At 67.5% G+C, this 12,176-nt stretch carries 9 protein-coding genes and 2 pseudogenes; 5 read left to right on the top strand and 6 right to left on the bottom strand.

The genetic code is table 11. From position 1 onward, the window contains the following. Window positions 1-35 precede the first annotated feature (35 nt). Window positions 36-2,888: a BTAD domain-containing putative transcriptional regulator gene (locus tag E0500_RS42765; protein WP_131560452.1), complete on the bottom strand. Its 2,853-nt coding sequence runs from the start codon at window positions 2,886-2,888 to the stop codon at window positions 36-38. A 96-nt stretch (window positions 2,889-2,984) separates the two neighbouring features. Next, complete coding sequence (locus tag E0500_RS42760; RefSeq protein ID WP_258574021.1) at window positions 2,985-3,353, bottom strand: IS110 family transposase; 369 nt, start codon at window positions 3,351-3,353, stop codon at window positions 2,985-2,987. Window positions 3,354-3,718: 365 nt separating this feature from the next. On the opposite strand from E0500_RS42760, the gene E0500_RS45690 reads away from it, so the two are divergent. The 3 genes and pseudogenes from E0500_RS45690 to E0500_RS44795 all read left to right on the top strand — a co-directional run. After that, window positions 3,719-4,129, top strand: coding sequence for a DUF6355 family natural product biosynthesis protein (locus tag E0500_RS45690; protein ID WP_399121074.1), 411 nt, complete (start codon window positions 3,719-3,721; stop codon window positions 4,127-4,129). A 703-nt stretch (window positions 4,130-4,832) separates the two neighbouring features. Then, window positions 4,833-5,165 (top strand): hypothetical protein, encoded by a 333-nt coding sequence (locus E0500_RS42755; RefSeq protein WP_131560454.1) that lies wholly within the window; start codon window positions 4,833-4,835, stop codon window positions 5,163-5,165. 168 nt (window positions 5,166-5,333) lie between these two features. Continuing rightward, window positions 5,334-5,508, top strand: a pseudogene (locus tag E0500_RS44795) (NAD-dependent epimerase/dehydratase family protein); the annotation flags it as partial. 818 nt (window positions 5,509-6,326) lie between these two features. Here the strand turns inward: E0500_RS44795 and E0500_RS42750 are convergent. Continuing rightward, a complete protein-coding gene (locus E0500_RS42750) occupies window positions 6,327-6,923 on the bottom strand; it encodes a TetR/AcrR family transcriptional regulator (protein WP_131560455.1) in 597 nt (198 codons plus the stop codon). An 87-nt stretch (window positions 6,924-7,010) separates the two neighbouring features. Here E0500_RS42750 and E0500_RS42745 point away from each other — a divergent pair, with 87 nt between their 5' ends. After that, window positions 7,011-7,865: an SDR family oxidoreductase gene (locus E0500_RS42745; RefSeq protein WP_131560457.1), complete on the top strand. Its 855-nt coding sequence runs from the start codon at window positions 7,011-7,013 to the stop codon at window positions 7,863-7,865. A 762-nt stretch (window positions 7,866-8,627) separates the two neighbouring features. On the opposite strand, the gene E0500_RS42740 is transcribed toward E0500_RS42745, so the two are convergent. The 3 genes and pseudogenes from E0500_RS42740 to E0500_RS45685 all read right to left on the bottom strand — a co-directional run. Further along, a complete protein-coding gene (locus E0500_RS42740) occupies window positions 8,628-9,365 on the bottom strand; it encodes a hypothetical protein (protein ID WP_131560459.1) in 738 nt (245 codons plus the stop codon). A 390-nt stretch (window positions 9,366-9,755) separates the two neighbouring features. Continuing rightward, complete coding sequence (locus E0500_RS44790) at window positions 9,756-10,310, bottom strand: AAA family ATPase (RefSeq protein WP_258574020.1); 555 nt, start codon at window positions 10,308-10,310, stop codon at window positions 9,756-9,758. A 540-nt stretch (window positions 10,311-10,850) separates the two neighbouring features. After that, a pseudogene (locus E0500_RS45685) lies at window positions 10,851-11,537 on the bottom strand (transposase); the annotation flags it as partial. A gap of 340 nt (window positions 11,538-11,877) precedes the next feature. Between E0500_RS45685 and E0500_RS42730 the strand changes: the two are divergent. Next, window positions 11,878-12,057 (top strand): hypothetical protein, encoded by a 180-nt coding sequence (locus E0500_RS42730; RefSeq protein ID WP_131560461.1) that lies wholly within the window; start codon window positions 11,878-11,880, stop codon window positions 12,055-12,057. Window positions 12,058-12,176 lie beyond the last annotated feature (119 nt).

Below are 12,176 nucleotides of genomic sequence, written 5' to 3'. Positions count from 1 at the left end.
ATCAGGGTCCGCTGCGCGGGGAATGGAACTCCTGCTCACGGCGCTGCGTCGTCCAGGCCGCCCGGAACCGGTGGGGTGTCGAGTTCGTAGAGAAGTTTGCGGACCTGCTGCACGTCCGCGTCGGGGGCCTGGATGTCCAGGTAGAGGGCGAGGGCCTGGCGTAAGGCTGCACGGGCCTCTTGGCAGGCTCCCATCGCCCGGTGGGTCTGGCTGAGGTGGACCAGAGTCTCGGCTTCGTTGTAACGGTGGCTCAGTGCGCGGTTGAGGTTCAGGCTGCGCTCGTAGCAGTCGAGGGCCTTCGCGTGTTCGCCAAGCTGGTGGTAGGCGTATCCGAGGGTGTCCCAGGTGCTTGCTTGGCCTCGGTCGTCGCCCAGTTCCTCTTGAATGGCCAGCGCCTCCTGGCAGCGACGTACAGAGGCGGTGTGGTCCCCGAGCTGGGCGTGGTCCCAGGCCACTGCGTTCAGGGCGCGGGCCTGCCCTGGGAGGTTTCGGAGGGAGGTGAACAGGTCGACGGCGCTCTGGTCGTGGCGAAGCGCTGCGGGCTTGTCGCCTTGGCGCTCGTACAGCCAGCCCAGGGCGAGGTGAGTGTGGGCAGCCGCGAGGAGGTTGCCGCTCGTCTCCGAGAGGGCCAGGGCATGGGCCAGTTCGTGGTGGGCTTCGGCGAAGCGGGCGGTCTCTGTGTAGGCCCAGGCGAGCGTGCGGTGCGAATCGGCCTGGGCTGCCGTATCCCCGAGGCGGACCGCGGCGGCGAGCGCCGTGGTGTGCACAGCGGTTACGTCGGCCCAGCGCCCTCGGCGGGTCAGGAACGTGGTCATTGCCCACGCCAACCGCCATGCCTGGGTGTTGCGTCCGGTCCATACGGCGTGGTCGACGGTGGCCGTGAGCACGGTGTGCTCGGCCGCGAACCACGTCATGGCCTGGTCGTGCGTGGCGAATTCCTCGGGGTGCGTGCCCTCTGCCGCCGTGGCCGGCCGGAGCGGATCCCGGTGGGGAAGCAGAAGCCGGTCAGCCGCGTACGCCGTGTGTGCGTAGTGGTCGAGTACACGGGTGAGCGCCGCGTCCGCTTCCGTGGCGGGCGCGACGGTCTCTGCGAGTTCAAGGGCGTATGCACGCAACAGGTCGTGGCAGGTGAAGCGGCCGGGGACGTGTTCCTGGATGAGGTGGTGGGCCTGGAGCCGGCGCAGCCGCGTACGGAGCTGGCTGAGCGGCAGGGCTGTGAGGCTGGCGGCGGCGGACAGGCCGATGTCGGCGCCGGGCGCCTGGGCGAGCTGTCGGAACAGCCGAGCGGATTGAGGATCGAGGGCGAGGTAGGACGAGGCGAAGACGGTCCTGACATCACTGGTCGCCTCGCCGCTCTCCAGGGCGTCGAGCCGGGTCGCGGTGTCGCGCAGTTCGGCCGCCAGGGCGCTCAGAGTGAGCACTGGGTTCGTGGTGAGACGGGCAGCGAGGACGCTGATGGCCAGTGGGAGACCGGCGCTGTGTTGGAGGAGCTCGGCTGCCGCGGCGGGTTCCGCGTCGAGCGGGTCGGCACCGAGGCGGCGGACGAGCAGGGCGCGCGCCTCGCTGATGTCGAGTGTCTGCAATGTGAGCTGGCCGGCACCGTGGGAGGCGGCGAGTCCAGGGAGTTGGTGACGGCTGGTGATCAGGACCGCGCAGGTGGGGCTGCCTGGCAGGAGAGGTTCTACGTGGTCGCTGTCGCGGGCGTTGTCGAGCACGATGAGTAGTCGCTGGCCTGCTGTGAGGCTTCGGTACAGCGCGGCCTGGGACTGCGGGGCGGTGGGAAGGTTCGCGGGGTCGGTGCCAAGGGCCTCCAGGAATCCCCGCATGACCGCGTAGGGGTCCATCGGTTCGCCGGAGGGGGTAAAGCCACGCAGATCGGCATACAATTGACCGTCGGGGAAATACTCCTGCTGGTCGTGGGCCCAGCGCAAGGCCAGCCAGGTCTTGCCGACGCCGCCGGTGCCGCAGATCGCTGCGATGGGTACGCTGCCTGGTGTGCTCTGCGGAGCCAACAGCTTGTCCAGACCAGCCAGATCATCGCCGCGCCCGGTGAACAGCGGTGGCGGGGCGGGCAGTTGTCTGGGACGCGCTGCGGCGGTACGTGCTGGATTCGGCTTGGCGCCCCGAGCCGGTGCCGCGAGCCGTGGATCGGAGACCAGGATCTGCTGGTACAGCTCCTGCAGCGGTGGTCCCGGGTCGATGCCCAAGTCGTCGGCGAGACGGCGACGCAACTCCTGATAGCAGTTGAGGGCGTCGGCGGGACGACCGCCACGGTAGAGAGCGAGCATCAGCTGGGCGGTGAGCCGCTCGTCCAAGGGATGGCTCTCGGCGTGAACGGGCAGCGTGGTCAGCAGTTCGGCGTGAAGCCCACGGCGTAGTTGGATCTCGCCCCAGTCCAGGACGGCGGCGAGCCGTTCCACGCGTGTCGTCTCGCGCTGGGCGTTGAACCAGGGGGTGTCCATACCGGGGCACACGTCGCCTCGCCAGAGCGCAAGGGCCTCGTCGAACAAGCGTGCGGCATTGTCCTCGTCCCCCTCATACGCGGTGGTTCTGGCCCTGGCGGCGAGGTCCCGGAAGCGGTGCAGATCGACGGCTGAGAGGGCGACGGACAGCTCGTAGCCTCCCGACCGCCGCGTAATCTGCGCTTCCCCGGCCGCGGTCCGTAACGCCTGGCGCAGCCTGGAGAGGTAGCTGTACAGCGTCGACCGGGCGCGCTGCGGAGCTCGCTCTCCCCAGACGCGGTAGGTGAGTTGGTCCACCGTCACCACTTGGTTGGCTTCGATCAGCAGCACCGCCAGAACGCGCTGCTGTCGCGCGGGCCCCAGGTCCAGCCGGTGACCGTCGGCCTGGATCTCGATCCCGCCCAGCACACGGAACTCCTCCCCCACACGAACCACCCCCGAGGCAAGACCCTAAATCCGAAGGAAGGGGCTCTGAACACCTGTTTCAAGCCTTCAGCTTGACTCTGAAGCTCCTATAGATCGTCAAGTGGCTGGAGATGCCGATGGTGCGCTGGTGAGGTGGCGGTAGACCTCTCGCGCGACAAAGCGCTTGAGGCATCTGAAGATGTCCTTCGTCTTGAGCCCTTCGAGGGTGCGTCGTGCGACGTAGTCGCGGGTGCGTGGGTCGTGACGCATGCGGACCAGGACGATGGCGTGCAGCGCGCGGTTGGCCTGGCGGTCGCCGCCGCGGTTGAGCCGATGGCGATCAGTGCGGCCCGAGAAGGCCGGCACGGGTGCGGCGGCACATAGGTGGGCGAAGGACGCCTCCGAGACGAGCCTGTCGGGGTTGTCCCCGGCGGTGACCAGCAGTTGCCCAGCGGTTTCGGTCCCGACGCCCGGTAGCGCGAGCAGGCCGGGTGCGGCGTGGGTGATGAGGGCGCGCAGCTCGGCGTCCGCTTCCGCGATCTCCTCGCTGAGGTGCTGGTATCGCTTGGCCAGGCGCTTGAGCGCAAGTTTGGGGGCAGCGGTCGGGGTGGTCAGATCGAAGTCGTCCCGTCTTGCCGAGCAGAGTCGGCGCCTTCGCAGGTCGCCCGAAGCAGAGCCAGACGACCACCCCGAGATCCGCCGCCCTCATTCCTGTTTCAATCTCATCCACCACTCAATCCGGTGACATACAGTCATGATCCGCGAACACGAAGTTACGATTGCAGTATCGGCGCGACGCTCAAGAGGTGTCGTGGTGTCAGGCAGAGCCGATCATCTGGTCGTCAATCGTCATGGCTCATCCCCAAGGAGTGTTCGTGAAGCTCTCCCCCCGCCCTCTGCGAGCCGTCTTTGCGGCAGCGTCAAGCACCGCGCTGGCCATGCTGGCGTTCCCAAGTCCGGCTCACGCCGAGTTTGAGCGCGGTTCGGAAGTGCGTCAGGCGGCGCCGGGCTCCCTCGCCCCGTGCGGCTTCTTCCGGTACAGCGTCCGCGAGTCCCAGTTCGCCGCGTACAACCACTGCGGCCCGACGACGGTCCGGGTACACGTCGACGTCAGAGGGGGCGGTAGCACGAATGACTACCACCTCTGTGTCAGCCCCGGCCGCACGCAGCTACCGGGCGCAGGTCCGAACTATCTCAACGCGTACTACATCGGCGGCGCCGGCTGCCGGAGCGGAGAACGCACCGGACACACCCCCCACTGAGTCTTAATCCGACTTCGGTGGCAAACGGTCCAGGTTCTCCGACAAGAGCAGTTTTTCGATACATACTGTCTCTGTCAACGCGGTACAGCTCCTCCAGGGCTCCTGGCGCCCGTGGGGGTGCGTGTGCGTCATGGCGACGCCCCTTCACTCGGGGTCGACCGGGTCGGTGAAGATCAGGGTCGGGGTCACGGCGGAGAAGGCCGTTGTCGAGTAGGACGGGCTTGGGCAGGCCCCAGGAGTCATCGGCGGTGGCGTGGGACACTCGCCACCGTCATCGGCATCGTCGCGGTGACGCGCTTCCTGCTCCACGACGCCCAGAAGCCGGCGGACCTCACGGGCTGCTTCGACACTGTGCTGGACTTCACCAGCGAGGACCGCGCCGCCTACCTGCGGGGCCTGCGCACCGTCCTGAACCCGGCATGGAGGACAGCTGTGACTTCACCGCGGATCGCAGCACCGACGTTGAACGACGTGGCTGAGAAGCCGGAACCGCTGATGCCTCTGCGCGAGCGACGCAGGCCCGACCACCCGCCATGGCAAGCCGCCGGTCCAGGCCGTCGTACTTCCTGCACTGCTCACATGACATCAACTTCCCCAGCATCAAAAAGAATTGAAGCAAAGTGAAGTGCTGCAGGGGCGTTGCAGCAGAGATACTTGAAACGCCGGCGCCAGCGCCGAAGTCGCGGTCGCCGGTGCTCTCACCGTGGCGCTCGTCGGCCTCGCCCCAACGGCCGCCTCGGCCGCGACGCAGGTAACCGACGTGACGGTGACCCTGCGGATCACGATCGGCGTCGGGGATCCCTCATGGCCTGCGGACTCCGACGTCATCGGCGTGCCGTCCAGCAGCAGTGGCAGCGGCCGGGGCTGGGAGTGCCGCCAGGGCTTTACTACGGGCGTCCCCAAGGACGTCACGGTGACCGTCCCCGAAGGCACATTCCTCCCGATCTGGAGCAGCCACGCCTGCTACGACTCGCTGACAAACGGCACCGCCGACGCCACGACGGACGGTGAGGTCATCGAGGTCGACGTCCCGTAGCGCCGGGGTCCAATCGTGAGCGAAGGCCATTGTGCGTCATTGAAGCCCTTCGCCCACGATCGGGCCGGGTGCAGGGCCATTGCGTGATCGGTATCTCTCCTGTTTCGTCAGGTGAGGCCGAGGGCGTGTTGAGGTCGGTTGTAGTTGCGGCCGGTGCAGCGGAGATGTTGGCTGCGCCATCAGGCGGCGGGCGGATCGGCGCTGTCGTTGCGCCATCACAGCGTGTACGGGCCTCGGATGCCCCGGGACACGCCGTACGCCGGGGTCGCTTCCTTCGTCCGTTCGGCGCACGCCCGGGGGGAGGCGCCGCGCGTTTTCGAGGACGGCCGACAGTGGCGGGACTCGTTCACCGCCAGCGCCGGCGCCGGCGCCGATGGCATGCACCTCCTCGCCTTCGATCAGGCCGCAGATTGATCAGATCGAATGAGGAAGCTTCAGGAACTCTGAAGTTACGTCACTGACTGGCCGAGCACGCGGACGAGAGAGAAACCCCAGGCCAGGGTTCAGGACCCCAGCAGGGGCCACGGGAACTCACGGGATGTCGCACAGTTGTCGTTGGTGGGGCCGGGTGTCGTGGTGCCGGACGATCAGTGTTCTGAGCTGATCGGCCTGCGCCCTGGCCCGGTCCCGCAACGGGCCAGGAGAGAGCGGGTCGGCGGCCGAGGCGACGGCCGCCCCACCTACTTGCTTCCGGGCTCACCCGCCCACCGTCCGATCACGGCGCAGAGGATCGTGAACAAGCTGCGGGAACACGGCCTGGAAGTCATCAGCGCGCGCAACGCCGCCATTCTCGAAGCCGTGGCCGACCTTCCTCCCATCGTGATCAGTGACCTCTTCGGCGTCAGCGCTACCAGGCGCCCACAGATGGGCTCGGTTCGCCCGGGACAGCTGGGCGGACTACCCCGCTGCCTGCACGGACGACGACGCGGGTCCGCCGGAAGGCTCTTGATGCCAGTGGCCAGTTCGGATTCCCCACCGGCGGTCACCTGACAGGGAGCTATCTGGCCGCGCCCCCGTCACCTTCCGTCATTACCGGGACCATGCCGGCGACCTGTCTCCGACGAGGCGGTGGCCGCCAGCATCTACGGAAGCGGCCTGACCGGACCCGTGGCAACGCGCGTACCGGGCCGCGGATCCTTCTTCGACCGGGAACGTCGCCTGTCACTGCAATTGATTGAATGCCTGGTCGGCATCGGCTACGGCCTCGGGGTGGACGTCGTGGGCGGTTCGACCGTCGGCGATCTTCTGCCAGTTGGTCCGGGCGAGCACCCGTTGGACCGCGAGTACCTGGGCGGCTCGCAGGCGTGCCTGGATGCCTTCGCCGAGGGCGTCCGCCAGTGCCTCCTCGTCCTCGAGCTGGTACCGCGTGAGCCGTCCCGCCAGGCTTGGTGTGGTGAACACCAGCCTATGGAACGCCACCACCTCGGGATAATCGTTGAGGCCGGTGACCGGGTCGTACCGATCGAGGCCGGCCCGGAAGTGCCGGTGCAGCGCCGTCACCGGCTTGATGCCGGACCTGCGGTCACGTACGACGCGTGCCGCCTCGCCCTGGTGGTCCGCAAACCGGTGCAGCACCAGGTCTTCCTTGGTGGGGAAGTACCGGAAGAGGGTCGGCTTGGAGATCTCGGCCGCCGCGGCGATGTCGTTGACCGAGACGCGGTCGAAGCCGCGCTCCAGGAACAGCGAGACAGCCGCGTCGCCGATGGCGTCGCGCGTTCGCTCCTTCTTGCGGGCCCTCAGTCCCGTCGGCTCGCCCATATGACCAGTGTAACATTCATAACCAGGTTGCTTTTTTAACCGAGTAACGTTTCCATGGTTGGCGTGAATCAGATAGACATTCCCCCCGTGCTCGTAACCGGGGCGACGGGCCGGGTCGGCCGCGTCGTCATCGACCAACTCCTCGACGCGGGCGTGCCGGTCCGCGCCCTCACTCATCGCTCCGAGGCGGCGGCGACGCTGCCGGCGAAGGTCGTGGTCTTCACCGGCGACCTCACGGCGCCCGAGTCGCTCGACCCAGCATTGAATGGCACCGGTGCGGTCTTCCTCGTCTGGACCGCCCCGCCTCAGACCGCCGCGGCAGTCGTCGAGCGGCTGGCAGCCCGCGTGCGGCGGGTCGTCTTCCTCTCCTCCCCGCACCAGACGCCGCACCCCTTCTTCCAGCAGCCCAATCCCATGGCGGTGCTGCACGCCGACATCGAGCGGCTCATCGCGGCCACCGAACTCGAGTCGACGATCATCCGGCCGGGGATGTTCGCGTCGAACTCGCTGGCCTGGTGGGCGCCCGCGATCCGGGCCGGCGAGGTCGTCCGGTGGCCTTACGGCGCTGCCGAGACGGCACCGGTCGACGACCGCGACGTCGCAGCCGTCGCGGCGCGGACGCTCCATCAGGACGGATACGCCGGAGGCGATTACGTCCTTACGGGCCCCGAATCGCTGACCCAAGCTGCGCAGGTGGACGTCATCGGTGACGCCCTGAAGCGCCGGATCGCATTCGAGGAGATGACGCCGGACGAGTTCCGAAGCCTGTCGGAGGGCACGGTGCCCAGCTCGGTCGTCGACATGCTGCTCGCCGCGTGGGGCGCGGCGGTCGGACAGCCCGCGTACATCACCACTGCAGTGGCCGACATCCTCGGGACGGCGCCGCGAACCCTTCGCCAGTGGGCCGCCGACCACGCCACCGCATTCACGGAGGGTTCGTAACCTCGACGACCGCGACCTGCGCCCCCGGCCGCAGCCCACAGTCCGCCGTCGCCCCGGCCCCCGCCTCCGGGATGTGCCGGGCGCGCGGGCGCGTGAGGCTCAGGCGGCCCGGGGCATCGTGCGTACCGACAGGACGCAGGCTGCGGTCCAAGTGCGCGACGTCGATGGGGAATTACACGCCAAGGGTGTGCGCGCCGCCCGCAGGCGTCAGGACGCGGCGGCTCCAGCGGGACGGCGGCCGGCCACCGTCAGCTCCGCCCTGCGTCCCTCCAGCGGCCCATCAGTGCGCACACCCGCTTGCCCACCAGTTCATCCACCCCGGTGCCTGTCGCCTGCTGCGGGGTCGGCCCGAGCAGGATGAAGCCGGCAGACGAGCACTCACCCCGGGCCACGCGGCGGAGACCTTCGCGGTGGCGTCACCGAGCACGACTTGGGTGTCGCCTGCTGACCCGACTGAATAGTGCAGGGTTAGAACACCGCCTCTTCACCAGTCGGCCACCCCAGACACCTCGCGCACCGTCGCCACCGCCATCGCTGTCCTCGCCTGGACGTTCACCAGCGCCTTCGCCCTGCGCGGACTAAACCTGCGCCCACGGGTGTTCACCACCATCCACTCCGGCGCCCCGCAGATCACCGTCTAGCCCCAGATCCAGGCCGACCGGTCCGACCGACGTGCCGCGCGCCAGGAAGCGGCGCTGCCGCGAGGTGAAGCGAATACCACGCAGCAAGGCGACCCTGCCCGAGTACGACCGTGGCGCGCTCCTACTGCGGTCGCATCAGGTCCAAGTCCTCACCCCATGCGTCCAGCACCGTGCCGTGCCCGGCCCGCCGGGCCACTGCCTCGACCTGGGCGAAGAGACGACGCTGTGTGGACACGTCGGCTGTTCCTGAGATGCGGTCCGCGGCGTCGAGCAGCATGGCGGTGTCCCACCCGGGCAGCGGGAATCGGGCAAGCTCCCATTCCAGATACTTGTTGTAGGGGCGGGGACGACGGTCGAGAGCGAACAGCAACTCCAGCAGAAACCGGATGCTGTCGGCGGCGTCGAGTCGGGCCGAGCGCGCATGTCCGTCGCGGTCGTTCTTGACCGAGCGGTAGAGGGAGTTGGCGTAGGCATCGAGCCATTCGCCCGCCTCTTGGAAGGCTTCATCGGCGTCGAGCTGTGCCTTGCTGGCCAGGACCTGGGCGAGACCTCCGTCGAGCCGGTCGAGCACGATCCGGGCACGGGCGAGGGCGTAACGCTCGAAGCGGGGCATTCCGGCGGCGCGGAACTCGTCAAGTGAGAGGATGACGAGGTCGAGTTCTGGGGTGCGGTGACCTGAGAACCGGGTGAGGGCCGTCGTCGCGCCATCGTTGAGAACGACGTACAGGTCGTGGTCGGAGTGCTCGGTGGTCATGCCCTCGTGGGCCCGGGAACCCTTGAGGACAAGGCCGACGACAGCTGAATCAGCGGTGGCGAGTTCGACAAACGCGTCGTAGGTGATGGGCTTCTGAGCAGTCATTGATGATCTCCGGTGTTGTGATGACGGGTACACCAGCTGGGCGGCCCCGAGCGCATCGGGGCCACACGCACCGTCTGCGGCGGCGCTTGGCCGCCGCCCGGAAGATCAACGCACATACGGACACTACCGTCCGGCCAGCCGAAGGGTCTCGCATTCGGCCGCCTCAAGCACGACAAGCACGCAGGTCAGTCTTGAGCCCCCGCAATCAACGCGCAGCCCGGGTGCGGAGGGGGAGGCGCAGCCGCTGTCGCAGGAATACCACAGCTGCGCAGGCTTCCTGCCAACGGGCAGCATCTATGCTGTGACCTGCGGCCACCGTCTGATCTTCTGTCTTCACACACCGATGATCAGCGGTACCGAAGCCGCCTCCGGACCGGTCCACCGACACGATCACGGCCTGGTCGAGGGGTGCTGCCCGGCCCAGCCGGTGGCGGCCACCACCTCGCGCGCGATGTCTGCGACAGTCCGCCCGTCCGTCGCGACTCTCATCGCATCCGGAGGAATCCGCTGGTCCAGCAATCGCGCCTTACGTGTGCTGCTCGCCCATTCTGTCTCCAGCTCCGAGCCCAGTTCCCGGCGCTCCAGCCGTGCCCGCGTGGTGGCATCGGTGGCCGTGAGGAGAACTCGCACGATCCGCACCCGGCTGCCCATGGCCCGTTCGAACATGCCAGTTGCCTCGGGCACCACGCTCAGCGTGTTCGTGTAGATCAGACGCCGGTAACCGCGCTGGGCGTAGTTCGTCCACACTGCAGTCAGATTGCGTTCAGTGATCTCCGCACGGTGTGGATCTCCCTCCGGAGCCGGATGCACCTGCCCCATGAAGTCACCGTCGATGACCGCGTGAGGGACCGCCGCACCACGCAGCAACGCCGAAACCTCCCACCCCACCGTCGTCTTGCCAACCCCGGCCCGCCCTCCGATGAGCAGCACTTCCGCGTAATCCATGGCTGCAGACTGGCAACACACCTCCGTCCCGCGCGATCGAATATTGACCAGCATTCCGGACGAGAGCCCTCCAACAGGATCGCGATCTATATTCCCGTGGAAGCGGCGAAATCCTCGACGGACGCGTGCGGGTGTGAGGCGCTCTTGGCGTGCGGGCCGTTCCCAGGGTTTGCGGAGATCTTCTGCGAGGGGCCAGGCAGGCCGGAGTTGAGTGTGTGAGGCAATGACGAGCCAGGTCCAGCGATCGGCGGCGACCGGCTCGCGGAGCCTGGGAGCGGTCCACCCTAACGTCTCTTGAACATCCTGAAGGTGTGCTCCAGATCGAATCTTCGCAGAAACGCCTGCCAGAGCCGGTCCACATCCGCAGCAGTAGCGGCAGTGGCTGACCACCACAGCCAGATCGGCCTGGGGCTGGGGTCTCCACGGAGGTGGTCGACTTGCAGACGGATGACGGTGCCTTCGATGACCGGCAGCTCTCCTTCGGGGTGGTCGGCCCCAGGCCGAGCGCCGGACCAGCAGCGGGTGCAGGCGGTCCCAGGCAGTGGCGACGGCCTTCCCGTAGTGGGTGGTGTCGGTCACCGTGGTGACGGACGGGACCGGCCAAGTGGCCGCAACCCCGAACGCGAACTCCGAACCGCGCTTGGGCTTGCGCCCGCGTTTGCCCGCCGGCTGCGGCGGGGGTGGGAAGTACAGGACGCGATCGGAACGCATCCGGCCCAGCAGTTCAACGGGCAGGTCCGCGAGCAGGAAAGCAAGGCGGGTCACGTCATAGCCGGCATCGACGATGACCAGGACGGGGCGGGTCACCGATCTGCCACTGGCATGCCACATACAGGCGCTGGAACACTTCCGGGATCTGGGCGGCGGTGACGGCGATCGCGTCGTCCCACGGACACAGCCGGACCACGTCCAGCATGGCAGTCCACGACGTCCGCCCTTCTCCAGGGCGGCGACGAAGGAATAGGGCCATCCGGGGATCATCTGGGCCGAGCCCCTGCCCCGACCATATGTGTGACAGAACAGCCGGTCCGGGCTGGTATTTGCGTCCGGTCGCAGCCAGTTGCTGACATCAATCGCCAGGACCAGCCGCCCTTCTGCCGTTCGGGGAAGCGGCAGCCCCGCCATGGCCCTGCGCAGCCGAGACAGATCCATATGCCCGCGGTTCAGCCCGCCATACAACGCACCATGTCCACACTGATGCTCAGGCGCCAGGGACAACTCGACCAGCGTGTCGTGCTGGTCAAGTGCCTCTGTGACGGAGCACGGGATCAGGCGAAGGCCGCTCTCACGTCAGGCACTCAGCGAAAAAAGTCAGCAAGTTCGAGACCATGTTCGACTGCAGACGATAAACGCCAAGCTTAGGCGGTTTCGTTTGGATTATCGGACGGATCAGGGGAAGATGCCCGCGATCGTTCACCCATTCGGCGGTCTGGGGGCGGTCAGAGCACCGTTCGCGTGATCCCGGGCCGCCGCTCAGCCGACGCCAGGTGGCCGCCATGTTGATCGCGGTTTCCCCTTCTCTTAATGGGAGCACGACAGGTGATCCCTCATAAGAGAAGGGTTTGACATGCGCATCCGCACCATCGTGGCCGCCACGGCGCTGACCATAGCGGCCTTCACAGGCACGGCAGGCACGGCGCTGGCCGACGACAACAACCAGTTCTGTGGCAACACCGTCGCCCTACTGGCCATTCCTATCAACCTGCTCTCCAACCAGAACGTGGTCTGCGTGGCCGGTGAGCGATAACTCCGGTTGACAGGCCACCCTGCGTCCTTGAGCACCACTCCGCGCTCCCAGTTCCCGAACCGACATGGGGTGCCTCGGGACGCGGAACCAAACGAAGACGCCTAACCGGCCAGCCTGAG

The sequence above is a fragment of the Streptomyces sp. KM273126 genome (assembly GCF_004337435.2).
Taxonomy (GTDB): domain Bacteria; phylum Actinomycetota; class Actinomycetes; order Streptomycetales; family Streptomycetaceae; genus Streptomyces; species Streptomyces acidicola.
Note: the sequence above shows the minus strand (reverse complement) of the source record. Positions and strands in the feature narration are given on the sequence as shown.

Excerpts from the sequence above, each read along its gene's own strand:
- E0500_RS42730 (WP_131560461.1), top strand. The coding sequence starts at position 11,878 with ATGCGCATCCGCACCATCGTGGCCGCCACGGCGCTGACCATAGCGGCC.
- E0500_RS44790 (WP_258574020.1), bottom strand. The coding sequence starts at position 10,310 with ATGGATTACGCGGAAGTGCTGCTCATCGGAGGGCGGGCCGGGGTTGGC.
- E0500_RS42750 (WP_131560455.1), bottom strand. The coding sequence starts at position 6,923 with ATGGGCGAGCCGACGGGACTGAGGGCCCGCAAGAAGGAGCGAACGCGC.
- E0500_RS42740 (WP_131560459.1), bottom strand. The coding sequence starts at position 9,365 with ATGACTGCTCAGAAGCCCATCACCTACGACGCGTTTGTCGAACTCGCC.
- E0500_RS45690 (WP_399121074.1), top strand. The coding sequence starts at position 3,719 with ATGGCTCATCCCCAAGGAGTGTTCGTGAAGCTCTCCCCCCGCCCTCTG.